The sequence below is a fragment of the Pseudomonas sp. S3_G06 genome, from assembly GCF_054667565.1.
This window is the reverse complement of sequence record NZ_CP162738.1, coordinates 2,237,384-2,262,093: the sequence shown is the minus strand read 5'-3', so window position 1 is coordinate 2,262,093 and position 24,710 is coordinate 2,237,384. Positions and strand designations below refer to the sequence as shown.

Genomic DNA, 24,710 nt, shown 5'->3' with positions numbered 1-24,710 from the left:
GGTAGGGCATTCATGAGGCATCTTTGTGCACTGTTGCTGATTTGTCTGCTGGCCAGCCTGAATTCAGTGCAGGCCGCACCGGGGCGCCACCCTGTCTGGAGCGTCGGTTATCACGAGATGACCTTTCTCGACCCGCTCGATCTGCAACCGATGCGCGCCATCGCTTTTTACCCCTCCAGTGACCGCGAGCACATGAGCTTGCTTGAGGGCTATTCGGTCGAGGCCGGAGAAGACACCAAGGTCGCGATCGGCCGCTTTCCCATGTTGATGCTGTCCCACGGCAACACCGGTACGCCGCTGGCCCTCCATGATTTGGCCACTTCGTTGGCGCGCAAAGGCTTTGTCGTGGTGGCGGTGATTCATCCCGGCGACAACTGGCGCGACCACAGCCGACTTGGCACGTTGAGCAATCTCTACGGCCGGCCAATCCAGATTTCCCAAGCGATCACCGCGACGCTCGGCGACAACATGCTGGCACCGTTCGTCAATGCTGATCAGGTTGGTGTGATCGGTTATTCGGCCGGTGGCGAGACCGCGTTGATTCTTTCCGGGGCGCAACCGGATCTGGATCGTCTGCGCCGCTATTGTCAGGAACGCCCGGACGATCACGACGCCTGTAACACCCAGGGCGAGCTGATTGTCGATCGCGATGACTTGCAGCCGGTGGCCGATCCACGGGTACACGCGTTATTGCTGATGGCGCCGCTGAGCCTCAAGTTCGGCCGCCATACCCTCGCCGATGTGCACGTACCGGTGCTGCTCTACAGCGGCGACGGCGACAAACTGGTGGCCTTCGATAAAAACGCTGCGGCCCTGGCGCGCAAACTGCCCACTGCGCCGGACTTCAAACTGCTGGCCGGAGCAGGGCACTTCGTGTTCATGGCGCCGTGCACCGAAGAGCAGATCCGCGCCATGCCGGCGTTGTGTACCGATGCCGACGGGGTGGATCGCGAGGATATTCACCGCAACCTGATCTCCGAGGCCGGACGGTTTTTTGCTCATGCACTGGGCAGATCGACACGAGCCGGGATGCAGACGGCGGATCAATAACTTCATCACCGCCACCAATTCCTGTAGGAGCTGACGAGTGCAACGAGGCTGCGATCTCTTGATCTTCAAAGCAAAATCAAAAGATCGCAGCCTCGTTGCACTCGTCAGCTCCTACAAGGGGATCGGGGTTTCATGAGGTTGCGCGACGCTTGAGCAACAAGGTCAGGCCCAACCCGGTCACCGACAACAATGCCGCGCTGAAGAAAATCCACGAATAGCCCAGATTCAACGCCACCGCGCCCATCAATGGCCCGGCAATCGCCAGTGCCAGATCGAAGAACACCGCATAAGCCCCCAACCCCGAACCACGGCTGGAACTCGGCACCTGTTTGATTGCTTCCACCCCCAGAGCCGGATACACCAGTGACAGCCCAAACCCCGCCAGCGCTGCGCCAATCAACGCATACGCAGTGGAGGGCGCCAGCCACAACATCACCAGCCCGACAGTTTCAACCGACATGCAAACGATGGCTGAGGCAAACCCGCCAAACCGGGCGATCGCCGAAATAAACAGTAATCGCGACAGAATGAAACACACGCCAAACACGGTCAGGCAGTACGCCGCGCCGGTCCAGCCTCGGTTGAGGTAATAAAGAGTGATGAACGTGGTCAGGGTGCCGTAGCCGATCGAGGCGAGCGTCAGGCTGGTGCCGTACGGCGCAATCTTGCCGAACACCGCCCAGAACGACAGGCGCTCGCCACGAATCACCGGCACCGAAGGTTTGTTGCGGATCAACCACAGCGCACCGGCCGCCAGTGCCGACAGCGCGATGCCAAGGCTGACAAAGCCATATTCGGCAACCATCACCACGCCCAGCGGCGCGCCAATGGCGATCGCGCCGTAAGAGGCGATGCCGTTCCAGCCGATGGATTTCGCGGTGTGCTCGACACCGACCTGGCCCATGCACCAACTGATGGTGCCGACGCCGATCAGGCCTTGGGCAATGCCCAGCAGCAAGCGCCCGGCAATCAGGATCAACAGGCTGGTCAGCGGAAAGCTTTGCAGCAAGGTCGACAGCAACGTCAGCGCGCCACTGAGCACAATCCCCCACAAGCCATAAATAATCGCCCGCTTGGTGCCGAGCGTGTCCGACATGCGCCCGGCCATTGGCCGACTGAGCAGGGTGGCCAGATACTGCGAGCCGATCACCAGACCGGCAATGATCGCGCTGAAACCCAGTTGCTCATGGACGTAACCGGGCAATACCGCAATCGGCAAGCCGATACAGAGAAAGGCAATGAAAGTGTAGAAAACGATGGAGACGATCTGCAGGGTGATCGCCAGGGAGCTTTGCGGTGGCAGTGGCTGCGCAGACATGAGCACTCGTTCGCGGGCGGCGGTGGGAGAGTTGCCGACATCATGGCGCGGGGCCGCGATAAAAGAAAGCAGGCTAACTACTTCGCCTTAATGATCGTTCCCACGCTCTGCGTGGTAACGATCAATGTGGGAGCGAGCCTGCTCGCGAATATCTGCGCACCCACAATTCCCAAGCGCCAAATGCAAAAAGCCCCGTCACACGGACAGGGCTTTTAACTTGCAGCTTGCAGCTTGAAACTAAAAGCTGCCCTTAGAAAACAACGCCCTGGCTACGCAGGTAGTCGTCATAAGTGCCGCTGAAGTCGGTCACGCCGTTCGGGCTCAGCTCGATGATGCGCGTGGCCAGGGACGATACGAACTCACGGTCGTGGCTGACGAAGATCAGCGTGCCCGGGTAGTTTTCCAGCGCCAGGTTCAGCGCCTCGATCGATTCCATGTCCAAGTGGTTGGTCGGTTCGTCCATGATCAGCACGTTGGGCTTTTGCAGGATCAGCTTGCCGAACAGCATGCGACCTTGCTCACCACCGGAGATAACCTTTACCGACTTGAGGATCTCGTCGTTGGAGAACAGCATGCGGCCCAAAGTACCGCGAATCATCTGCTCGCCCTGGGTCCACTGACCCATCCAATCGAACAGGGTAACGTCGTCTTCGAAGTCGTGAGCGTGATCCTGAGCGTAGTAGCCCAGCTCAGCGGCGTCGGTCCATTTCACGCTACCGGCGTCCGGGGTCAGTTCGTTGACCAGGGTGCGCAGCAGGGTGGTCTTGCCGATACCGTTCGGGCCGATGATCGCAACGCGCTCGCCGGCTTCAACCTGGAAGCTGAAGTCCTTGAACAGTGGCTTGCCGTCGAAACCCTTGGCCATTTTCTCGACCATGACCGCCTGACGGTGCAGCTTCTTGTTCTGTTCGAAACGAATGAACGGGCTGACGCGGCTGGAAGGCTTGACCTCGGCCAGCTGGATCTTGTCGATCGCTTTGGCGCGGGAGGTGGCCTGCTTGGCTTTCGAGGCGTTGGCCGAGAAGCGGCTGACGAACGATTGCAGTTCGGAGATCTGCGCTTTCTTCTTGGCGTTGTCCGACAGCAACTGCTCGCGGGACTGGGTCGCCACGGTCATGTACTCGTCGTAGTTGCCCGGGAACAGACGCAGCTCGCCGTAATCCAGGTCAGCCATGTGCGTGCACACGCTGTTCAGGAAGTGACGGTCGTGGGAGATGATGATCATCAGGCTGTTACGCTGGGTCAGGATGTTTTCCAGCCAGCGAATGGTGTTGATGTCCAAGTGGTTGGTCGGTTCGTCGAGCAACAGCACTTCCGGATCGGAGAACAGTGCCTGCGCCAGCAACACGCGCAGTTTCCAGCCTGGCGAAACTTCGCTCATCGGGCCGAAATGCTGTTCCAGCGGAATGCCCAGACCCAACAACAGTTCGCCGGCGCGGGATTCGGCGGTGTAGCCGTCCATCTCGGCGAATTCGGTTTCCAGCTCGGCGACGGCCATGCCGTCTTCTTCGGACATTTCCGCCAGCGAATAGATGCGATCGCGCTCGGCCTTGACCTTCCACAGCTCTTCGTGACCCATGATCACGGTGTCGATCACGGTAAATTCTTCGTAGGCGAACTGATCCTGGCGCAGCTTACCCAGACGCACGTTCGGCTCGAGCATGACCTGGCCACCGGACGGATCGAGATCGCCGCCGAGGATTTTCATGAAGGTCGACTTGCCGCAACCGTTGGCACCGATCAGGCCGTAGCGATTGCCTGCGCCGAATTTGACCGAAACGTTTTCGAACAGCGGCTTGGCGCCAAACTGCATCGTGATGTTAGCTGTGGAGATCAATTACCTTACCTATCAATGGGTTAGAGCTGGTCTGTGGTGCCTGGTACCGGACTTGAATACCAATCTGGAGCTTTTCCAGCTCCCCCAGTCTGTGCTTGAGTTGAGCCAACGCGCATAAGCCGTCCGCAACTGGGGCCGTTGAAGGCAAGCTGCTGAGCGACGAGTACGGGGTTCTTGTTGGACATTGGCGCGCATTGTCGCATAACTCAGACGGCAGTTATATGGCAGGCAAACGGGCGTACGCATCGGCTCGTCCGAGAAGTCACCGATATCCGCTGATCAAAATCTCGAAAACCCGAATGAACTCACTCGGCCATTTTCACTTCGGAAAGTGGAGCAGTAGCCATTTTCGTTCAAACGAGTGAGGACCAAGCCATGCGAGCAATGACCTATCACGGCGCCCATGACGTGCGCGTCGAAACCGTACCGGACCCGAAACTTGAAGCCGCCGACGACATCATCCTGCGCGTCACCGCTACCGCCATCTGCGGGTCGGACCTGCACCTGTACCGAGGCAAAATACCCACCGTCGAGCACGGCGATATTTTTGGCCATGAGTTCATGGGTATCGTCGAAGAAACCGGCCCAGCCGTCACGGCCGTGCAGCGCGGCGACCGTGTGGTGATTCCGTTCGTGATCGCCTGCGGCGATTGCTTCTTCTGCCAGCAAGAGCTTTACGCCGCCTGCGAGACCACCAATGAAGGTCCCGGCGCGGCGCTGAACAAGAAAATGATTCCGCCGCCAGCAGCGCTGTTCGGCTACAGCCGTCTGTATGGCGGAATTCCCGGTGGCCAGGCGGAGCTGGTGCGGGTACCGAAAGCCAATACCGGGCCGTTCAAGGTGCCGGGCACGCTGTCGGACGAGAAAGTACTGTTTCTCTCTGACATCCTGCCGACTGCCTGGCAAGCCGTGATCAACGCCGGCGTCAAACAGGGCTCGAGTCTGGCCATCTATGGCGCCGGGCCGGTCGGTTTGCTCACCGCAGCCTGCGCCAGAATGCTCGGTGCTGAGCTGATCTTCATGGTTGATCACCATCAGTACCGCCTCGATTATGCCCAGCGCACCTACGGCGTGATTCCGATCAACTTCGATGAAGACGATGACCCGGCCGACACCATTACCAGCCAGACTCCCGGCCATCGCGGCGTCGATGCCGTGGTCGATGCCGTCGGCCTTGAAGCCAAGGGCAGCACCACCGAAACGGTCATGGCTACACTCAAGCTTGAAGGCAGCAGCGGCAAGGCTTTGCGCCAGTGCATCGCCGCTGTACGCCGTGGCGGCGTGGTCAGCGTTCCGGGCGTATATGCCGGGTTCATCCACGGTTTTATGTTCGGCGATGCTTTCGACAAGGGCCTGACCTTCAAAATGGGCCAGACTCATGTGCAGCGCTTTCTGCCGGAACTGCTTGGCTACATCGAAACCGGCAAGTTGCAGCCCGAAGCGATCATCACTCACAGGCTGTCGCTCGAGCAGGCGGCGGAGGGCTACAAGATCTTCAATAAGAAGCAGGAAGAATGCCGCAAGGTGATTCTGACCCCGGGTGGCAGCGATGTTCCGCTGGCGCAGTTGGATGAAACCACGCCGTTCGTACCGGCCACCTGAAACCGAGGAGTTTTCATGGCGCTACCGTCATCTTCATTCGCAGCTCCCGTACGCGCATGGTTCGTGAACCTTTCGCGTACGGGCTGGGGAGGGCGCATTTTCTGGCTGACCCTGGTCGGTGTAACGGTGTTGCTCTTGATCAGTGGCTACACCGGTTTGGTCAGTACAGGCCGCGACACCTTGCGCCTCGCCACACTTGGCGGGCTGTCGGGTTTTGCCGCCACGGCAGTCGGTGCGTTATTGGCCTTGGCGTTGCGGGCGATTACTTCGCGAACCCAGGACACCATGCTCGGTTTCGCGGCGGGGATGATGCTGGCAGCCAGTTCCTTTTCATTGATCCTGCCGGGCATTGCGGCGGCGAAGGAGGCGGTGAGCAGTCCCATGCTCGCCGCTGCCGTCGTTGTGGCCGGCATGGCCTTGGGCGTGGCGTTGATGGTCGGCCTCGACCGTTTCGTTCCTCACGAACATGAAAAAAGCGGCCGGCGCGGCCCAGAAGCCAAGCGCTTCAATCGGGTCTGGCTGTTCGTGCTGGCGATCACCCTGCACAACCTGCCGGAAGGCATGGCGATCGGCGTCAGCTTCGCCACCGGCGACATGAAAATCGGCTTGCCGCTGACCACTGCGATCGCCATTCAGGACATTCCAGAAGGACTGGCCGTGGCGTTGGCGCTGCGGGTCACCGGCATTTCCGCAGTGCGTGCAGCGTTGATTGCCGCTGCGTCAGGATTGATGGAACCGTTGGGCGCGATTATCGGATTGGGCATCACTAACAGCTTCGCGCTGGGCTTCCCGGTGGCGATGGGCCTGGCCGCCGGTGCGATGATCTTCGTGGTGTCCCACGAGGTCATTCCGGAAACTCACCGGAACGGCCACGAAACACCGGCCACGCTCGGGCTGATGCTTGGCTTCGGCGTGATGATGTTTCTCGACACGGCTTTGGGTTAGCCAACCGACGCACACCACTGAGCGCATCGCCCCGCACAAAAAAGGAATTTTTTTCAGCGCCAATCACTCTTTCGTTTATAGGCAATGCCAATAACGCAGGGGAATGAGTCATGTCGCTGATCGAAATCCCGACCAGGAAGTCTTCGGGTAAAACATCCATGCCGGCGGATACCGAGCGCCAGCTCTATGACCGATTGCTGGCGGAAGACTCCACGGTCGATCGCGCGGCACTGGACTTCCTGCGCCGACAACTGAGCAAGGCGGCTGCGCTGTCTGACGATTTGCCGGCCAGCGCCGAAGATCTGCTGCAATGGTCGGAAACCCGCTGCGCCAGCGTGGCGGCCGAGTACGCTGATTACCTCGAGCAACGTCAGCAGGGCGCGCCGCGCCGCTATTTCCGCAACAAATCCCACGCGTTGTATTTCATTCTGCATGTGGCACCGACCAAAGAGGTCGATGGCGCCTGGCTGGCCGGGCTGTTGCCGCAGTGGCAGGACCCGCGATTTGACGATTTGCTCGATACCTATCTGGAAGAGCTGGGCGAGGGCGTGCCACGGCAGAATCATGTGGTGATCTATCGCAAACTGCTTGCCGAGCACGACTGCTCCGATCTGAGCGGTCTTGCCGACGAGTATTTTCTGCAAGGCGCGGTGCAGTTGGCGCTGGGACGTTTCGGCGGGCAGTTTTTGCCTGAAGTTATCGGTTTCAATCTCGGCTACGAACAACTGCCTCTGCATCTGTTGATCAGCGCTTATGAATTGGCAGAGCTGGGCATCGATCCGCACTATTTCCGCCTGCATGTGACCATCGACAACGCCAGTACCGGCCACGCGCGCAAGGCTGTGCAATCGATGCTCGAGCTGATGCCGTTGGGAGAAGAGCGCGATGAGTTCTACCGGCGCATGGCTGTTGGTTATCGCCTCAATGATGTCGGCAAGGGCACCACCGCCGTGATCACAGAGTTCGATCTGGACCATGAAGTCATCGCCATGCTTGAGCGCAAGGCTGTCTTTGGCCGACACATGCATTCCGATTACTGCCGCATCGAAAACCGCACCATCAATCAATGGCTGGCCACGCCGGGGCAGATGGGCGAATTCCTCTCGGCGCTGGAGCGCAAGAGCTGGATCAAGCGCGGGGAGGCAGTAGAAGAAAGCCGCTTCTGGCGCCTGATCGACGGCAGCGATGCGGCGATGTTCGGCGTGTTCAACGGCTATGAAAAACAGCTGCTGCGCGACTGGATCACTCAGGATTGCCCGGCCTCGCGGCCTCGGCCTTATGTGCGCCGCGAAGCTGCGGTAGAGGAAACCTTTGACGATGATGCCGATCTGCTGAATCTGGAAGCGGCACTGGCCGACAAACCTGCCGCCGAGCAAATGGCGTTGTTGATGCCGTGGCTGCAACCGCAGCGACACTGGCGCCCGGCCGGACTTTTCGCGACGCGTCGCTTCATCCAACTGCGCGCCCGCTTGCGTTGAAACAAGGAGGCTTCATGTCGGCACAAGAAACATCCGATAGAGCCCTGTTCGAGTTGGGCAAGCGCCTGCTCGACAGTGGTTATCACTTCATTACCCCAACGCCATTGACCCACGAACGTTATCTCCAACGCTTTGCCACGCCGCTGGCCAAGGATCTGCGCGATGTGTTTGGTTGGTCGATGCCGTTTCCTTCAGAGCTATTTCGCGCAGAGGAACTGGCCACGCTAGAGCAGGCCGGCGCAGTCGAACGCGATGGCGCCGTGTGGCGCAGCCATGTGCGCTGGTCGACGCTGAATGACCGCTTGTTCGCCCACTCGGCGTTTCCGACGACGGCGAGCGACGCGGTGTTCTTCGGCCCCGACACTTACCGCTTTGCTCAGGCCATCGAAGCGCAATTGCAGCAGCGCTTTTCGCCGATCAGGCGCGCGGTGGACATCGGCTGCGGAAGCGGCGCCGGCGCGGTGGTCATGGCCAAGGCACGTCCTGATGCCGACGTGCTGGCGGTCGACATCAATCCGCGGGCGCTGCGCATGAGTGCGGTTAACGCCGAGCTGGCGGGCGCAAACAATGTGTCGGTGTATCACAGCGATCTGCTCGCCAGTGTCGAAGGGCAGTTCGATTTGATCATCGCCAATCCGCCGTACATGAACGACGAGCAACAGCGCGCCTATCGCCACGGCGGCGGGGCGCTGGGTGAGGGTTTGTCGGTGCGGATCGTGCGTGAGGCGTTGCCACGACTGGAGGTAGGCGGCACGTTGCTGGTGTACACCGGCGTGGCGATCGTCGCCGGGCAGGATCCGTTCCGCGAGGCCGTGGCGCCTCTTCTCAAGGGCGAGCGTTTTGGCTGGACTTATCGCGAACTCGATCCGGATGTGTTCAGCGAGGAACTGCTCAAGCCTGAATATGAGCGCGCCGAGCGCATCGCCGTGGTCGCACTGACGGTAACCCGCGAGCAGTGACCGATAGTTGGGCCACTGCTCGCGCGGTGGCCTTCAGCGATTTCTGATGCGCGAGATCGTCAGCAGGCAAACCCCTACCAGCATCGCAGCCCCGGCCACCAGAAGCGGTGAAGGGCGAATTGGCTGCCGCGAGATACGCTCGATGCGCCCGGCGACGGAAGCGCGTACTGGCGCAGCAGGTTCCGCCAGATAAGGCGCTTCTTCGATCTCCAGGCGTAAGCCGTCCGGCATTACCAGCGTCAGCCCTTCGATCGTGCCGGCAATTCTTCCCGGGTACACTGGCTCACCGGTCGGGTCGAGCTGGTCGTAGAAGAATATTTGCCCTTCAAGCCAGCCGATGGCGGTCTGCAACTCAGGTCCCAGGTAATACTTTCCATCGAGAAAAAAGCCAGAGAATTGCGGCGCGCGCTCGACGCTTTCAATTCGATAGCGCTGACCTGGTTTCATACCGGTTTCTGGGGCGATCATGGGGGTTCCTCCGTTATTGGTAAGCGATAGAGGAGCGCGTGCCAAGCGTGGTTCCATCGAAATGAGCAACGGGCGTTTGTATGGATTCAAGTGTGCTATAGCTTTACACGCAAACGCGCAAGACAGTTTTTCACAGTTGAGGGTTCACTATCGGTTACGAACTGTGGCTAAAATGCCACCCTTTCACCGAGCGCCCGGAAACGGCGCGGGCCAAGGACGCGCCCTGTGCATCAAGACCGCTGCATAAGACGCTGGGCCTCAGGTCGCCACGCGCGCAGTTTGTTCACTTTTGACGTGTGACCCTTTTCCGTGAAACTCATCATTGCCGCTGTTTATGTCATCTCCATTGCTTACGTTCACTTGCGTGGACGCGTGCGCCACAAGCTGGGGCGGCAATTGAGTGACCACTCGACGTTCCTCGCGCCGATCAACTGCTTCCTCTATCTGTTTTCCAGGATGCCCAACAAGCCGTATCTGAACCCGGCAGACTTTCCCGATCTGAGCCCGTTGCAGGCGCACTGGGAAGAGATTCGCGAGGAAGGCCAGAATCTGCTGCGTGCCGGCGAGATCAAGCGCTCGAATCAGTATGACGATGTCGGCTTCAACTCCTTCTTCAAGACCGGTTGGAAGCGCTTCTACCTCAAGTGGTACGGCGACAGTCACCCATCGGCGATGAAGCTGTGCCCCCGCACCACCGAACTGGTGCAGAGCATCGGGTCGATCAAAGCGGCGATGTTTGCCGAGCTGCCACCGGGCTCCAAGCTGGTGCGCCATCGCGATCCGTACGCGGGGTCCTACCGTTATCACCTGGGCCTGGATACGCCGAACGATCCTGGCTGCTATATCAACGTCGACGGCGAGAACTATCACTGGCGCGATGGCGAAGCGGTGATGTTCGACGAGACGTTTATTCATTACGCAGAGAACACCACGGATGAGAATCGCATCATTCTGTTCTGTGATATTGAGCGGCCGTTGAAGTACCGCTGGGCGGCGGCGTTCAACCGCTGGTTCAGCCGCACGGTGATGTCAGCGGCGGGCGCGCCAAATGATGCGGGGGACAAGACCGGTGGTATCAACCGCTTGTTTACCAAGATCTACAAGATCCGTTTGCGCGGCAAAGAGTTGAAGAAGCGCAACCGTACGCGGTATTACCTCGAGAAATGGGCGATTTTTGCCGCGTTGCTGGCGATCTTCATTCTGATCTGAAGGCTTGCGGCGTCGGTACCGGCCTCTTCGCGAGCAGGCTCGCTCCCACAATCTGGAATGCGTTCCCCTGTGGGAGCGAGCCTGCTCGCGAAGGCGGCTTCACTTCAAACATACCTCTAGCTGGCCCAAAGCTTACTCCCCGGACGCTTTCCGAGTCTTCTTCGCCGGCGCCGCGTTACTGGTTGATTTAGCCTTGGGCTTGGCCGGTGCCTTGCCACCGAGGCTGCGCTTGAGCAGTTCGGTCAAGTCGATAACATCGGCAGTCTTGCGCTCTTCCTCGCCAGTGGCGGTCTCGACATCCTCGATCTTGCCTTCGTGGGCTTTCTTCTCGACCAGCGCCATGATCTTGTCTTCGAACTCGTCCTTGTAGTCCTCAGGCGACCACTCCGAGGTCATGTCTTCAACGAGACGTTTAGCCATGTCCAGCTCGCCCTTGGCCAGTTGCGGTTTGGTCACTTCGCTGCCCAGCGCCAGCTCATCGAGGCTGCGCACTTCCTGCGGCCAGCGCAGTTTCACCAGAACCAGCGCCGACTCCAGCGGCATCAACGCGGCCAGGTATTGACGGGTATGCAGGACAACGCGGGCGAGGGCGACCTTGTTGGTTTTGCTCAGGGTTTCGCGCAGCAACGCGTAGACCTTGCCGCCGCGCGTGTCCGGTGCCAGGTAGTAGGGCGTATCGATGTTCTGCAGCGGAATCTGCTCGGCGTCGACAAACGAGAAAATATCGATGGTCTGCGTGGAAACCGGGTGCGCCGAGCGGATTTCTTCCTCGCTGAGCACCACATATCGGCCCTTTTCGTAGGCAACGCCTTTGACGATGTTCTCTTTGGTGACTTCCTTGCCGGTGACCTTGTTGATGCGTTTATAGCCCACCGGGTCCATGCTGCGGCTGTCGAGCCAGTCGAAGTCCACGCCTTGGGACGACGTCGCTGAAACCAGCGCCACGGGGATGTGTACCAGTCCAAAACTGATTGCGCCTTTCCAGATTGCCCGAGCCATGACTTGTCCTCCGAGTGATGATCAGGTGACCCGTGGCGCGGTGAGAAAGTTTCCGGTGATTGCGCGGCTTCCAGCAGTACGGTCAAGCCGTGTTACATGTTGTTTAAGGCGCGAGGGTTAACAAATCCGAACCCACGGCGTAGCTTGGGCTCCAAGGCTCTAGTCCACGCACATCGAGAGGTATTTCCCATGAACCGGTTTCTGCTTGGCATCGCCGTCCTGGCCCTCAGTGGCGGTCTGGTTCATGCCGATGTCGTGCTGGCGCAAAGCCCCACCGGCAACAGCAATAACCCTTACAACAGCCCGATCCGCCGGGCCAACCCCAACAGCATGCAGGGCACCCAGCCCAGTGCTCCGCCCCTTCGCGGGCCGAACACCGTTCCCGTGCCACGTCAGCCGACCGTCGAAAATCGGGGGATCGGCAATGGCCAGCCAATTCGCTCGGTGCCGAGCAATCCGCCAACCTTCATTCCCAACCCACCCCCACGGGGCACCGGCAGCAACCGTTGAACGGCAGGACTGATGTTCTGTCAGCCTTTCACACGACAAAAGGAATCGTGCATGTTGCGTAAAACCCTACTAGCCACCTGCTGCGCCGCCGCGCTGATCAGTGCCCCGGCCTTCGCCGCCGCGCCCAAGGAGCTGAAAAGCGAACAGGGCATTCTTGAAGTCACCACCATTGCCCAAGGCCTGGAACATCCTTGGGCGCTGGCATTTCTGCCTGATCAGAAGGGCATGCTGGTGACCGAACGCCCGGGTCATCTGCGCGTCGTCAGCAAGGACGGCAAACTGTCGGAGCCGATCAGTGGCGTGCCGCAGGTCTGGGCCAAAGGGCAGGGCGGCTTGCTCGATGTGGCGCTGTCGCCGGACTTCAAGCAGGACCGCATGGTCTACCTGTCGTATGCAGAAGGCGGCGGTGAGGGCGGCAAGGCTGGTACGGCGGTAGGGCGCGGACGGCTTTCCGATGACCTGAAGACGTTGAAGGACTTCAACGTGATCTTCCGTCAGGAACCGAAACTGTCGGTGAGCAACCACTTTGGTTCGCGCCTGGTGTTTGATCGCGACGGTTATCTGTTTATTACCCTGGGTGAAAACAACGATCGGCCGACTGCGCAGGATCTCGACAAGTTGCAAGGCAAAGTCGTACGCATCTTCCCGGACGGCAAAGTGCCGGACGATAACCCTTTCGTTGGCCAATCCGGTGTCCGGCCTGAAATCTGGTCCTATGGCCTGCGCAACCCGCAGGGCGCGGCGCTCAATCCGTGGACCGGCACGCTGTGGGAGAACGAACACGGGCCACGTGGCGGTGATGAAGTGAACATCATCGAGCGCGGCAAAAACTACGGCTGGCCGTTGGCGACCCATGGCATCAATTACTCGATGCAGCCCATTCCAGAGGCCAAGGGCAAAACTGCTGAAGGCACCGTGGCGCCGCATCATGTCTGGGAAAAATCCCCGGGGGTTACCGGCATGGCGTTCTACGACGCCGATCGCTTCACCCCGTGGCAGCACAACGCGTTCATCGGCGCACTGGTGACCCAGGAACTGATTCGCCTGCAGTTCGATGGTGACAAGGTGGTGCATGAGGAGCGTTTGCTGGGTGAATTGAATCAGCGCATCCGCGATGTGCGCCAAGGGCCGGATGGCTATCTGTATGTGCTGACGGATGAAGAGAATGGCTCGCTGTACAGGCTGGGGCTGAAATAAGCCAATCGATCGTTCCCACGCTCTGCGTGGGAATGCAGCCCGGGACGCTCTGCGTCCCAAAAAGATCGCAGCCTTCGGCTGCTCCCCAATGAGCCGCGCCCGTCAGTCCCGCATTTGGCCGAACCGCCGCCCCGTTGCCTTGTTATAGTTCGGGCCTTATTTCCCAGCCCGGTAAAGGATCACTGCCATGACTCAATACTCCGCCTTCAGCGTCGAACTGGCCGATAACATCGCGCATGTGCAGATCAATCGCCCGGAAAAGATCAACGCAATGAACGCGGCGTTCTGGAGCGAGATCATCGAGATCTTCCAATGGATCGACGATACCGACGAAGTCCGCGTGGTGGTGCTCAGCGGTAATGGCAAACATTTTTCTTCCGGCATTGACCTGATGATGCTTGCCGGTGTCGCCAATGAACTGGGCAAGGACGTGGGCCGCAATGCGCGCCTGTTGCGGCGCAAGATCCTCAATCTGCAAGCCTCGTTCAACGCTGTCGACAACTGCCGCAAACCGGTGCTTGCTGCGATTCAGGGCTATTGCCTGGGCGGGGCGATTGATCTGATCTCAGCCTGTGACATGCGTTATGCCGCCGAGGACGCGCAATTTTCCATCAAGGAAATTGACATCGGCATGGCCGCAGACGTCGGTACGCTGCAACGGTTGCCGCGAATCATCGGAGACGGCATGCTGCGTGAACTGGCATACACCGGTCGCACCTTTGGCGCCGAGGAAGCACGCAGCATGGGCCTGGTCAATCGCGTCTACAGCGACAAGGACACACTGCTCGAAGGCGTGTTCGGCATTGCCCGTGACATCGCGGCGAAGTCGCCGATTGCCGTGACCGGCACCAAGGAAATGATCAGCTACATGCGCGATCATCGCATCGACGATGGTCTCGAATACGTTGCCACCTGGAACGCCGCCATGCTGCAATCCACCGATCTGCGCGTGGCCATGGCCGCCCACATGAGCAAACAGAAACCCGAATTTCTGGATTAAGTTAACCATGACCTCTCGCTGGACCACTGCAGTACTCGACACCGATCAACCCGGCGGCTGGGCCGTAGCGCGCAGCCCGGAAGGCTTTCTGTTCGATGACAACGGCGCGCTGTTCCCGCGCGAATGGCTCAAGCGGCAGGACCTTTCAGTCCTCGCCGAGCATGGGATTGGTCATCTGGATGGCGAGCCGGTGTATCTGCTCGAGTTGCGCAGCGTCAGCGAAGTGCCCGGATGCGGCTGGAAAGGCTTGCGGGCGTTCATGCTCGAAGGCGATCACACGCTGTACAAAGTGCTCGGTTATGCCGCACAGATCGGCACTTGGGCACGAGAGCATCGCTTCTGCGGCAACTGTGGCCAGCGGATGACACAAGTCCCGCGCGAACGAGCGATGTATTGCCAGCCGTGCGAGCTGCGCAGTTATCCGCGCATTTCACCGAGCATGATCGTGCTGATCACCCGTGGCGACGAAATCCTTCTGGCGCGCTCGCCGCGTTTCGTCACCGGGGTTTACAGCACGCTGGCCGGTTTCGCCGAGCCGGGGGAATCGGCCGAGGATTGCCTGATTCGCGAAGTGCGTGAAGAAGTGCAGATCGAAGTAAAGAACATCCAGTACATCGGCAGCCAGTGCTGGCCGTTCCCGCATTCGATGATGCTCGGCTTCCATGCCGAATATGCCGGTGGCGAAATTGTCTGTCAGGAAGACGAGATCGAGGACGCCCAGTGGTTCAACGTGCATGACTTGCCGCCGTTGCCGGCGTCGCGTTCGATTGCCCGTTACCTGATCGACGTCTATGTGGCGCGGCGCTTAGGCCACGCTGAACCAGTGTTGCCAGGCTAGACGCACGGTCAAGCCGAGCACGACGGTGATGAACACCGGACGAATGAATTTGGCGCCGCCGCTGATCGCGGTGCGCGCGCCAAAGAAAGCCCCGACCATCACCGACAGACCCATGCACAAGCCAATGATCCAGTCGACTTGTCCGGAGAAGATGAACACCGACAGCGCCGCGATGTTGCTGACAAAGTTCATGCTCCGCGCCACGCCGCTGGCCTTGACCAGGTCGATCGGGTACAGCAGCAGACTGCTCACGGTCCAGAATGCGCCCGTGCCGGGGCCGGCCACGCCATCGTAGAAGCCAAGGCTGAAGCCCTGGGTCGATTGCCATTTCTTTTTGATCGGCGCGTCGCTGTCCAGCGGCGCTTTGGGCGTGCCGCCAAACAGCAAATACAGGCCACAGGCGAAGACGATCACCGGCAGCATTTTGTTCAGCCACTCGGCCGGCAGGTAATGCGCAACCACCGCGCCGGTGAGCGCACCGACCAGGGTGCCGACAATCGCGTGGGTCCACTGGCGTGGGTGAAACAGTTTGCGCTTGTAGAAGGTGAAGCTGGCGGTCGCCGAACCGAAGGTCGAGCTCAGCTTGTTGGTGCCTAATACCAGATGCGGCGGTAAACCCGCAGTCAGCAGCGCCGGCGTGGTCAACAGACCGCCCCCGCCAGCGATGGCATCGATGAAACCGGCAAGGAAAGCAACAGCAGCCAGAATGGCCAGGGTGGTGAGGTCAACGCTGAGTTCGAAAGGCATGGAGTCGGCTTATTCGGCAAGGCGCAGAACGTAGGCTGCGGGGAGGGCGATTATGTTACCTGTATCTAACTGCGGCGGCGAGCCAGAGCATGCCGTCGTCAACTACGCTCTGGAATACGTTCCTGTGTAGGAGCTGCCGAAGGCTGCGATCTTCCGGGACGCAGAGCGTTCCGGCTGCTGCGCGTGGGAACGATCAAATCAAGATCAAAAGATCGCAGCCTTCGGCAGCTCCTACACAGGGGTGGGTTGGCTTTAGAGACCGAGTTCACTCAGCCCCGGATGATCATCCGGCCGGCGCCCCAGCGGCCAGTGGAACTTGCGCTCGCTTTCCTTGATCGGCATGTCATTGATGCAGGCATAGCGCTGGAACATCAGGCCGTTGTCATCGAACTCCCAGTTCTCGTTGCCGTACGAGCGGAACCAGTTGCCGGAATCGTCGTGCCATTCATAGGCATAACGCACCGCGATACGCGTATCGGAGTAGGCCCAGAGTTCTTTGATCAAACGATAATCCAGTTCCTTCGCCCATTTGCGCGTCAGAAACGCCTTGGCCTCTTCGCGGTTGTTGGCGAACTCGGCGCGATTGCGCCATTTGGTGTCGAGGGTGTAAGCGAGCGAAACCTTTTCCGGATCGCGGCTGTTCCAGCCATCCTCGGCCAGACGCACTTTCTCGATGGCTGAAGCATGGTTGAACGGGGGCAATGGCGGACGTATCTGGGCTGCAGTCGACATGTTCAATCTCCTGATTCATTTAATGTTTGAACAACAAGTCCGGCTTGCTAAGAGTTACAGGCCCAATAACTTTCGCGCCATGCATTGCGCATTATCGGCGGCACTGTGATCACCCATCACAAGCGCTACGGTAATGGCGCCTTCAATCAGGATCAGCAACTGTCTGGCCAGCAGTTGCGGATCCTCGGCGCCATATTCGGTACATAGCTCGCACACGTAGTCGAGCAGCTTCTGTTTGTGTTCTTTGGCCACCAGTCGCACTGGATCCTGTGGATCACCGGTTTCGCCGCTGGTGTTGATGAAGGCGCAGCCGCGAAAGCCTTCCGAGTCGAACCAGCCCTTGAGCACGGTAAACAGGTTGAGCAGGCGATCGGCCGGGGTTTCGGCCTGGTGGACAGCACTTGTGAACCAGTGCATCCAGCGAATATCGCGTCGCTGAAGGGCTGCGACAACCAGTGCGTCCTTGTCGGCAAAGTAACGGTAGATGCTTTTTCTGGAGACGCCGGCGGTCTTCACCAGAAGATCCATGCTGGTGGCAGCGATGCCACTTTTGTAGATCAACTTTTCGGTGACATCCAGAATGATGTCGCGTGTGTCATTGCTGATTGATTCGTTCATGTGGCGAACAGTAGAACGACTGTTCTCCTTGGTCAAGCGAATTTCTTCAGCGTCTGTAAAGGCGCTTTGAATGATCGTTCCCACGCTCTGCGTGGGAACGCAGCCCGGGACGCTCTGCGTCCCAAAGTGGACGCAGAGCGTCCATTGAGGCATTCCCACGCAGAGCGTGGGTAACGATCAGGTTCCGGGCGTTCATAGACACTGACAAGACCCGGCGCAGACGATGGTGTAAGCTCTCAAACTCTTCGGAATCGAACCTTGCGAGCCTTATGCCGTTGCTTTTCAAACGTTCTCTGCTGCCTAAACTGCGCAGCTTCGCGCTGACCGCCGAGGCGGTGAGCATTCTGTCCAGTGCTGCCGAATTCCGACGCTGCCTGCTCGAGCAAATCGCCGCAGCGACCCAGCGCATCTACATCATCGCGCTGTATTTGCAGCAGGACGAAGCCGGCCAGGAAATCCTCGATGCCCTGCATGCTGCCAAACTCAAGCGTCCCGAGCTGGAAATCGCCGTGGTGGTTGACTGGTTACGTGCCCAGCGCGGCCTGATCGGCGCGGGCAAGCAGCCGGGCAACGCCGCCTGGTATCAGGACATGAACCGCACGCACCAGAGCGAAGTGCCGATCTACGGCGTGCCGGTGCAGACCCGCGAGCTGTTCGGCGTGCTGCACCTCAAAGGCTTCGTGATTGACGACAAGGTGGTCTACAGCGGCGCCAGCCTCAACAACGTCTATCTGCACAAACTCGATAAGTACCGTTTCGACCGTTACCACGTGCTGCGCAGTCGCGAGCTGGCGGATTCGATGCATCACCTGGTCAAGCATGGCCTGATCGAATCGAAAGCCGTGCACCGCCTCGACCTGCCCAACCTGCCGACTACCCGCAGCCTGCGCAACGACATCGGTGACCTGCGCAGTCGCCTCAAGTATGCGACCTATGACACCGGCGCCGGCAGCACCAGCCGAGAAGGTCTGTCGGTCACGCCACTGCTCGGCGTCGGCAAGAACAACCCGCTGAACCGGGCGATTCTCGAACTGATCGCCAGCGCGCAAAAGCAGCTGACCATCTGTACGCCATACTTCAACCTGCCACTGGGCGTGATCCGTGAGATCAACCGCGCGCTGGCCCGTGGCGTGAAGATCGACATTGTGGTCGGCGACAAGACCGCCAACGATTTCTACATTCCGCCGAGCGAGCCGTTCAAGGTGATCGCCGCGCTGCCGTATCTGTACGAGATCAGCCTGCGCCGCTTCGCCAAACGCCATCAGCACAGCATCGACAGCGGCCAATTGAACCTGCACTTGTGGCGCGACGGTGACAACACCTATCACCTCAAAGGCATGTGGATCGATCAGCGCTACACCTTGCTGACCGGCAACAACCTCAACCCACGGGCGTTTCGCCTCGACCTGGAAAACGCGCTGCTGATCGAAGACCCGAAAGGCGAGTGGCTGGAGCCACGGGCGAAAGAGCTGGAAAACATCTTCCGCCATACCACGCGGATCGACAGTTTCCAGACCTTGGAGACTCTGCCGGATTACCCGGCAGGGGTGGCGAAGTTTCTCAAGCGGGTGAGTCGGGTGAGGATTGAGCGGTTGCTTTACAGGATTCTCTAGCGCGTCCGAAATTGCTTTCGCGAGCAGGCTCGCTCCCACAGGGAAATGCATTCCAACTGTGGGAGCGAGCCTGCTCGCGAAGGGGCCAGACCAGAGGCTAAAAAATCAGTTTAGACCCAACTTCCCGCGCATCATCGACAAATCTTCCGCCAGCGTATTCACCGGCCCGACCAGCGCTTTGCGGTCGTTGTCCTTGACCTTGTCATAGGTCTCAAATCCGCCATCCGAAGTCTTGTACTTGGCCAGAATCCTGTCGACCGTGGCGAAGTTCTTGTCGACTTTCGCTACGAATGCCTTGTCCTGCTGTTCGATCTGCGGACGGAACAGATCAACGATCTTCTTCGCCCCGTCGATGTTGCCCTGGAAGTCGTACAGGTCCGTGTGGCTGTAGCGATCTTCCTCGCCGGAAATCTTCGTCGCCGCCACTTCTTCCAACAGCGCAGCAGCGCCGCCGACGACCTTCTCTGGCGGGAAGGTCAGACCGGCCACACGGGTTTGCAGGTCCTGCACGTCTTTGTTCAAACCGTCGGCCAGTGCATCCAGGCCCTTGGTGGTTTTCTCCGCAAACAACGAATATTCGATGCGGTGGAAACCGGTGAAGTCTTCGGCCTTCACGCCTTTCTCGTGATCGTCGACGCGCGAGTCAATGGACGCATCGAGATCGCTGAACAGCTCGGCAATCGGTTCGATCGACTCGTAATACACCCGCGTCGGCGCGTAGAGCTTCTGCGCGGTCGCCAAGTCGCCTTTCTTCACTGCGTCGGTGAACTGCTGGGTGTGGCTGGCCAGTTCATCGAGCTTTTCGGTCACGTAGATCTTGTAGTCCGACACCGGCCCCACCAGATCCAGCGGCGCAGTCGCGGCGAACGCCGCTAGCGGGGTGTTGAGCAAACCAAGGGTCAGCAATAACGCGAGTGGCGTCTTTTTCATGGGGCGGCTCCAGTGTCGGTTGGGTGTCATGCGGTTTTGTTTTGGGAGGTGGCAGCGAGTAACGAGCGACCGATGAAGTCGTCATCGCCGGTAGCGCCGGGCAGGGTGAAGAAGTAACCGCCGCCAACCGGTTTGAGGTATTCCTCGAGCGGTTCACCGTTGAGGCGGGTCTGCACGGTGATGAAGCCTTGTTCCAGGTCAGCCTGGTAACAGATGAACAGCAGGCCCATGTCGAGCTGGCCGTTCTTGTTGACGCCGTTGGAGTAGTTGAACGGCCGACGCAGGATCAGATTGGCCTGGGTCGCGGCGGTGCGCGGGTTGGCCAGACGAATGTGCGCATCGAGCCTGGTCAGCTTGCCGGCCGGATCCTTGCTGTAATCCGGCACTTCGCTTTCCTTGTGGCCGCCGATGGGCGCGCCGCTGCTCTTGACCCGGCCGAGAATGCTTTCCTGCTCCTGCAACGGCGTGCGATCCCAGCGCTCGACGAAGTTGCGGATGATGCGCACCGCTTGATAACTGCCGTGGGCAGCCCAGGCCGGTTCGTCACTGTCCGGTTGTACCCAGACAATCCGCTCCATGGCCTTGGCGTCGTTGGAATCGGGGTTGGCCGAGCCATCGCGAAAACCGAGAAAGTTGCGCGCCGACTGCGCCGGTACACCGGGTTTGGCCGGGGCTTGCGGCGGGACGCTGCCTTCCTGTTTCCAGCGCACCAGCAACAGATCAGGAAGATTCTTGACGATGTCGCGCAGGGCGTGAATGTTGGTGTCGGCGGTGTTGGCGCAGAACTGCAGACTGAGGTCGCCATGGCAGCAGTCGGCGTCCAGCGCATCATTGGGAAAGCCGACCATGCGTTGCAGACGCCTGGGCTTTGCCGCCGCCAGACCGAAGCGCTCGTCGAACAGCGAATCGCCGACGGAAACGGTGATGGTCAGGTTGTCCGGGGTGACCACCGGGCCGAGGATGCCGGAGTCCAGCGGTGGCAGTTTCGGGTCGACCTGCGCGACCGGGCCGCCCTTCATCAAAAACGCGATGCGTTCGTTGAGGGTGCGGAACAGCCGCTCAAGGTCTTCGCGATCGCTGGCCAGCACATCGAACGCCACCAGCATTCCGGAGGCCGGGCGCGGGGTGACGATGCCGGCCTGGTGCACACCGTGGAAGTCGTGGCGGTCTTCGGTCTTGTCGCTGCTCGGCGCTTCGGTGACTTGCGCAGGCTGCGCGGCCATGGCCGGGCAGCTCAGCGCCGAGCCAGCAAGGGCGACACCGGCGGCGCCCATGCCCATCAGCACGCGACGTCGTTGCAGGTTGAGAGGTTCTGAATCGTTCATCTGTCGTGGTCTTCTGCTTACAGGCCGGAAAGGCCGAGGGCGGGGTCGATGCCATCCATTGCCGCGGCCAGAACCTTGGCTTTGGCGGCGATCTGCTGGCGTTGCGCGGCGGTCACGGCGTCGTAACTGACGTAGCCATCGGCGGATTTGAACGCGTTGAGCTGGTTGTCGAAGTCACTCATGGCCTGGTCGACATTCGCCAACACGTCAGCGGAGGATTTGCTCAGCATCGGCCGCAACAGGTCGACGACCTTGCGCGCGGTTTGCGCGTTGGCAGCGAAACCGTTGAGATCGCTGCGGCTGTAGCGTTCCTCTTCGCCGCTGCCGGCGCGCACATCGGCGAGGCTGTTGAGGTTGCGCACGACGATGCCCACCAACTGCTCCGGCGGCAGCGACTGCGCGAGCAACTGTTGCTTGAGGACGGTGACGTCAGCGAGCAAGCGCTGGGCAATCGGCGCGACATCGTCGAGTTTGCGTTGCTGGAACAGCGCGTATTCGAGGCGATGGAAACCGACGAACGCCGGATCCTGCTCGCGCTTTTCGAAATAATCGGCGCGGGCATTGATCTGATTGTCCAGCTCGGCCAGGCGCTGCGCCGCCGGCGCCAGACGCTGATAAGCGGCACGCGCCGGCAGGTACAGCGCTTGCGCCTGTTCCAGATCACCAGTGGCAATTGCCTGGTTCAGCGCCGTCGCCGCTTTGATCAGCGCGCTGCTCTGAACGGCCAGATACACGCGAAACTCCGACAGCGGCCCGACGAAAGCCACCATCGATGGCTTGGCCTTGGCGGCGGCATCGGAAGCGGCCGTCGGCGTCACATGCAAAGTCCCGCGCGGGTTGCTGAGCAAGCCGCAGGTGATCGCATAGTCGCCCGGTTGCAGGTTGGCGTTGATCACCTGGCTCAGGCCCGGCGCGATGTTTTCCCGCTCTTCGACCACCAGCACGCCGTCGAGAATTTCCCACTCGACCGCACGCTCGGAGCGGTTGACGATGCGGAAACTGGCGCGGCCGGCGGGCACGGTCAGGGCATTCGGCTCGCAACTGTGCGGATGGATGTTGACGACGATTTCGTCGTGGTTGTGCTGACGCTTGGCTGCGGCCATGTTCGAGGCGTACCAGAACAGCCCGCCAGCGGCGACCATCAGCAGCACCGAGCCGGCCAGCGCCCAACGCAGGGCCGGAGAGGTTTGGGTAGTAGACATGAAGGGCCTTATTGGCTGGAAACGGAAGTGGTTGGCGTCGCCTGGCGAGGCGCGGGCATGAAGAACATCACCAGTGCCAGCAGCAGATAAATCAGGTACGCGCCCAAGGTGCTGACGGTCGGCGCATCCTGATAACCGAACATGCCGGCCAGCACCGAGCCCAGCGGGCCGTCCATCGGCAGCGTCGCGCTGAAGTCGAACAGCACCGTTTGCAGGTGATTCCACAGCCCGGCTTCATGCAGCGCCTGCACCGAGTTGGCGAGAATCCCGGCGGCGACCACAAGGATGAACAATCCGGTCCACTTGAAGAACGCCGAAAGATTGAGGCGCATGCTGCCGCTGTAGATCAGGAAACCGACGATCACCGCCAGGATCAGGCCGAGCAGGGCGCCAATCGGCGCACCCGGGCCTTCGCTTTGCTGGAACACGGCGAGCAGGAAGAACACCGTTTCCAGGCCTTCGCGAGCGACGGCGAAGAAGACCATGGCGATCAATGCAATCACCTGATGCCTGGATTGCGTCAGCGCCTGATCCAGCGAGGCTTGCAGCGAGTGCTTGATCGACCGCGCGACCTTGCGCATCCAGAACACCATCGAACTGAGAATGCCCACGGCGACCAGACCGACCACGCCTTCGAACAACTCCTGCTGCTTTTGCGGGAATTCAGCACTGACCAGTTCCAGGCCACCGCCGACCAGCAGGGCAAGGGCAGCGGCGAGGAAGACGCCGATCCATACCGCTGGCATCCATTGACCGCGGCCGGTCTGTTGCAGGTAACTGGCAATGATGCCGACGATAAGCGCGGCCTCGATGCCTTCGCGCAACATGATCAAAAAGGGAACGAGCATTGGCGAGCCACAGCGATTTAGATAGGAGGCTAAGTTGTAACATAATGACACTCATTCCCAAATGGCATTCATTGACATTTAGCTGAACCTTAGCTGAACAACTGTCATTCCTGCTCGCGAATGCGGTATGCCTGTGACATTTGTTTATCTGACACACCGCGTTCACGAGCAGGCTCGCTCCCACATTGGCCCTGCGGTGACTTCAGCAGCTGGGTTAAGATGCCCACCACCCAAAAAACAACAAGGCTCACCTCGCTCCATGGCGGAAAAAGACACCATTGCCATTCAACTGGTGCGCGAAGCGCTGCTGCAAAGTTGTGCCCCGGGCGCAGCCACGGATGAGGCCTTGAGCAAGGTCGGCATCGATCCGGCTTTGTTAGCGGCCGATGAGGGCAGGGTGCCGGCCTCGCAATACGCCAGACTCTGGCGCCTGCTGGCACGACGCGGTGATGACGAGTTCTTCGGCATGGACCCACGCCCGCTCAAGTCCGGCAGCCTGGCGTTTTTGTGTCGCAGCGCCATGGCGCAACCGACGCTGGCGGCGGCGCTGGATACCGGTCTGACGTTCCTGTCGCTGATGCTGGAAAAACTGCCGGCGCAATTGGTGCATCAGCAGAGCCTTGCGGAAATCGTCCTGCTCGAAGACGACGCCGAACCGCGCCGCGCCTTCACCTATTTCACTTACTGGATGATCGTGCACGGCGTCGCGTGCTGGCTGGCCGGGCGGCGGATTCCGATTCTCGCCATTGAACTGCGCTGCGCCGAACCGGATTTCACTGACGACTATCGGGTGATGTTTTCGGAAAACCTGCGTTTCGAACGTCCGCGAACACGAATGATCTTTTCCGCCGATTGTCTCGATCTGCCGATCAAACGCAGTGCCGAAGAACTCAAGCGCTTTCTGGCCCAGGCGCCGGCGAACATTCTGGTCAAGTACCGCGACCCCGACAGCCTCGCCAGCCGGATCAAGCACGATCTGCGGCAAGTGCCCGCCGAGCACTGGCCGGAAACCGAGGCGCTGGCTCAGCAACTGTGCATGTCCGCGTCGACATTACGCCGGCGTCTGGCCGAGGAAGGACAGACTTATCAGGGTCTCAAGGACAGTGTGCGCAAAGAGCTGGCGATCACCTGGCTGGCAGAGCCCTCGATCAGCTTCGTCGAGATTGCTGCACGGCTGGGTTTTGCGGATGCCAGTTCGTTCTACAAGGCGTTTCGCAAATGGTCCGGGTCGAATCCAGGGCATTACCGCACACTGATCCTCAATGAGGTGGTCTGACCCTACGCC

The 24,710-nt window shown here is 60.0% G+C and carries 23 protein-coding genes; 12 read left to right on the top strand and 11 right to left on the bottom strand.

The features are described 5' to 3' along the window. The first annotated feature begins 12 nt into the window (after positions 1-12). A complete protein-coding gene (locus AB4N47_RS10170; protein ID WP_341637566.1) occupies positions 13-1,050 on the top strand; it encodes an alpha/beta hydrolase family protein in 1,038 nt (345 codons plus the stop codon). Positions 1,051-1,180: 130 nt separating this feature from the next. Here AB4N47_RS10170 and AB4N47_RS10165 read toward each other — a convergent pair whose 3' ends face one another. Together AB4N47_RS10165 and AB4N47_RS10160 are read right to left on the bottom strand one after the other, a co-directional pair. Next, a complete protein-coding gene (locus tag AB4N47_RS10165) occupies positions 1,181-2,368 on the bottom strand; it encodes an MFS transporter (protein WP_341637565.1) in 1,188 nt (395 codons plus the stop codon). A gap of 250 nt (positions 2,369-2,618) precedes the next feature. Next, positions 2,619-4,205 carry an ABC-F family ATPase gene (locus AB4N47_RS10160; RefSeq protein ID WP_016774693.1) on the bottom strand — a complete coding sequence of 529 codons (1,587 nt, stop codon included), beginning with the start codon at positions 4,203-4,205 and terminating at the stop codon, positions 2,619-2,621. Positions 4,206-4,580: 375 nt separating this feature from the next. Here AB4N47_RS10160 and AB4N47_RS10155 point away from each other — a divergent pair, with 375 nt between their 5' ends. From AB4N47_RS10155 to AB4N47_RS10140, 4 genes are all read left to right on the top strand, one after another. Beyond that, positions 4,581-5,807 carry a zinc-dependent alcohol dehydrogenase gene (locus AB4N47_RS10155; RefSeq protein ID WP_160769536.1) on the top strand — a complete coding sequence of 409 codons (1,227 nt, stop codon included), beginning with the start codon at positions 4,581-4,583 and terminating at the stop codon, positions 5,805-5,807. A 15-nt stretch (positions 5,808-5,822) separates the two neighbouring features. After that, positions 5,823-6,752, top strand: a complete 930-nt coding sequence (locus tag AB4N47_RS10150) for a ZIP family metal transporter (RefSeq protein WP_122698304.1) — start codon at positions 5,823-5,825, stop codon at positions 6,750-6,752. Positions 6,753-6,910: 158 nt separating this feature from the next. Then, complete coding sequence (locus AB4N47_RS10145) at positions 6,911-8,230, top strand: iron-containing redox enzyme family protein (RefSeq protein WP_445941204.1); 1,320 nt, start codon at positions 6,911-6,913, stop codon at positions 8,228-8,230. A gap of 14 nt (positions 8,231-8,244) precedes the next feature. After that, entirely contained in the window at positions 8,245-9,189 is a 945-nt protein-coding gene (locus tag AB4N47_RS10140) for a methyltransferase (protein WP_122507330.1), read from the top strand. Positions 9,190-9,222: 33 nt separating this feature from the next. On the opposite strand, the gene AB4N47_RS10135 is transcribed toward AB4N47_RS10140, so the two are convergent. Further along, positions 9,223-9,657, bottom strand: a complete 435-nt coding sequence (locus AB4N47_RS10135; RefSeq protein WP_024012933.1) for a hypothetical protein — start codon at positions 9,655-9,657, stop codon at positions 9,223-9,225. A gap of 309 nt (positions 9,658-9,966) precedes the next feature. Here AB4N47_RS10135 and lpxO point away from each other — a divergent pair, with 309 nt between their 5' ends. Next, positions 9,967-10,866 (top strand): lipid A hydroxylase LpxO, encoded by a 900-nt coding sequence (gene lpxO / locus AB4N47_RS10130; RefSeq protein ID WP_460154498.1) that lies wholly within the window; start codon positions 9,967-9,969, stop codon positions 10,864-10,866. Positions 10,867-10,998: 132 nt separating this feature from the next. Here the strand turns inward: lpxO and ku are convergent, their stop codons facing one another. After that, on the bottom strand, positions 10,999-11,865 hold the full coding sequence (gene ku, locus AB4N47_RS10125) for a non-homologous end joining protein Ku (protein ID WP_460154497.1): 867 nt from the start codon (positions 11,863-11,865) through the stop codon (positions 10,999-11,001). 189 nt (positions 11,866-12,054) lie between these two features. Between ku and AB4N47_RS10120 the strand changes: the two genes are divergently transcribed. From AB4N47_RS10120 to nudC, 4 genes are all read left to right on the top strand, one after another. After that, a complete protein-coding gene (locus tag AB4N47_RS10120) occupies positions 12,055-12,375 on the top strand; it encodes a hypothetical protein (RefSeq protein WP_016774702.1) in 321 nt (106 codons plus the stop codon). A gap of 51 nt (positions 12,376-12,426) precedes the next feature. After that, positions 12,427-13,572 (top strand): PQQ-dependent sugar dehydrogenase, encoded by a 1,146-nt coding sequence (locus tag AB4N47_RS10115; protein ID WP_016774703.1) that lies wholly within the window; start codon positions 12,427-12,429, stop codon positions 13,570-13,572. Between the two features lie 187 nt (positions 13,573-13,759). Further along, entirely contained in the window at positions 13,760-14,572 is an 813-nt protein-coding gene (locus AB4N47_RS10110) for a crotonase/enoyl-CoA hydratase family protein (protein ID WP_122881052.1), read from the top strand. A gap of 7 nt (positions 14,573-14,579) precedes the next feature. Next, on the top strand, positions 14,580-15,410 hold the full coding sequence (gene nudC / locus AB4N47_RS10105) for an NAD(+) diphosphatase (protein WP_341637562.1): 831 nt from the start codon (positions 14,580-14,582) through the stop codon (positions 15,408-15,410). On the opposite strand, the gene AB4N47_RS10100 is transcribed toward nudC, so the two are convergent. The 3 genes from AB4N47_RS10100 to AB4N47_RS10090 form a co-directional block, all read right to left on the bottom strand. Next, entirely contained in the window at positions 15,378-16,157 is a 780-nt protein-coding gene (locus tag AB4N47_RS10100; RefSeq protein ID WP_016774706.1) for a TSUP family transporter, read from the bottom strand. The two genes, nudC and AB4N47_RS10100, sit on opposite strands and share 33 nt — an antisense overlap. A 252-nt stretch (positions 16,158-16,409) precedes the next feature. Next, positions 16,410-16,889: a nuclear transport factor 2 family protein gene (locus tag AB4N47_RS10095; RefSeq protein ID WP_305380774.1), complete on the bottom strand. Its 480-nt coding sequence runs from the start codon at positions 16,887-16,889 to the stop codon at positions 16,410-16,412. Positions 16,890-16,943: 54 nt separating this feature from the next. Beyond that, positions 16,944-17,507 (bottom strand): TetR/AcrR family transcriptional regulator, encoded by a 564-nt coding sequence (locus AB4N47_RS10090; protein ID WP_130910518.1) that lies wholly within the window; start codon positions 17,505-17,507, stop codon positions 16,944-16,946. Between the two features lie 269 nt (positions 17,508-17,776). Between AB4N47_RS10090 and pssA the strand changes: the two genes are divergently transcribed. Next, positions 17,777-19,120: a CDP-diacylglycerol--serine O-phosphatidyltransferase gene (gene pssA / locus AB4N47_RS10085; protein ID WP_341637561.1), complete on the top strand. Its 1,344-nt coding sequence runs from the start codon at positions 17,777-17,779 to the stop codon at positions 19,118-19,120. Between the two features lie 105 nt (positions 19,121-19,225). Here the strand turns inward: pssA and efeO (AB4N47_RS10080) are convergent, their stop codons facing one another. Genes efeO (AB4N47_RS10080) through efeU form a run of 4 tightly spaced genes read right to left on the bottom strand, consistent with a single transcriptional unit; the run spans position 19,226 to position 23,425 of the window. After that, on the bottom strand, positions 19,226-20,050 hold the full coding sequence (gene efeO, locus AB4N47_RS10080) for an iron uptake system protein EfeO (protein ID WP_341637560.1): 825 nt from the start codon (positions 20,048-20,050) through the stop codon (positions 19,226-19,228). Positions 20,051-20,076: 26 nt separating this feature from the next. Beyond that, positions 20,077-21,375, bottom strand: a complete 1,299-nt coding sequence (gene efeB, locus AB4N47_RS10075) for an iron uptake transporter deferrochelatase/peroxidase subunit (protein ID WP_258709969.1) — start codon at positions 21,373-21,375, stop codon at positions 20,077-20,079. Positions 21,376-21,392: 17 nt separating this feature from the next. Beyond that, complete coding sequence (gene efeO, locus AB4N47_RS10070) at positions 21,393-22,577, bottom strand: iron uptake system protein EfeO (RefSeq protein WP_341637559.1); 1,185 nt, start codon at positions 22,575-22,577, stop codon at positions 21,393-21,395. A gap of 8 nt (positions 22,578-22,585) precedes the next feature. Then, the gene (gene efeU, locus AB4N47_RS10065) at positions 22,586-23,425 is read right to left on the bottom strand and encodes an iron uptake transporter permease EfeU (protein WP_041480384.1); all 840 of its coding nucleotides are present in this window, start codon (positions 23,423-23,425) and stop codon (positions 22,586-22,588) included. A gap of 259 nt (positions 23,426-23,684) precedes the next feature. Here efeU and AB4N47_RS10060 point away from each other — a divergent pair, with 259 nt between their 5' ends. Continuing rightward, positions 23,685-24,701, top strand: a complete 1,017-nt coding sequence (locus AB4N47_RS10060; protein ID WP_212616316.1) for an AraC family transcriptional regulator — start codon at positions 23,685-23,687, stop codon at positions 24,699-24,701. Positions 24,702-24,710: the final 9 nt, after the last annotated feature.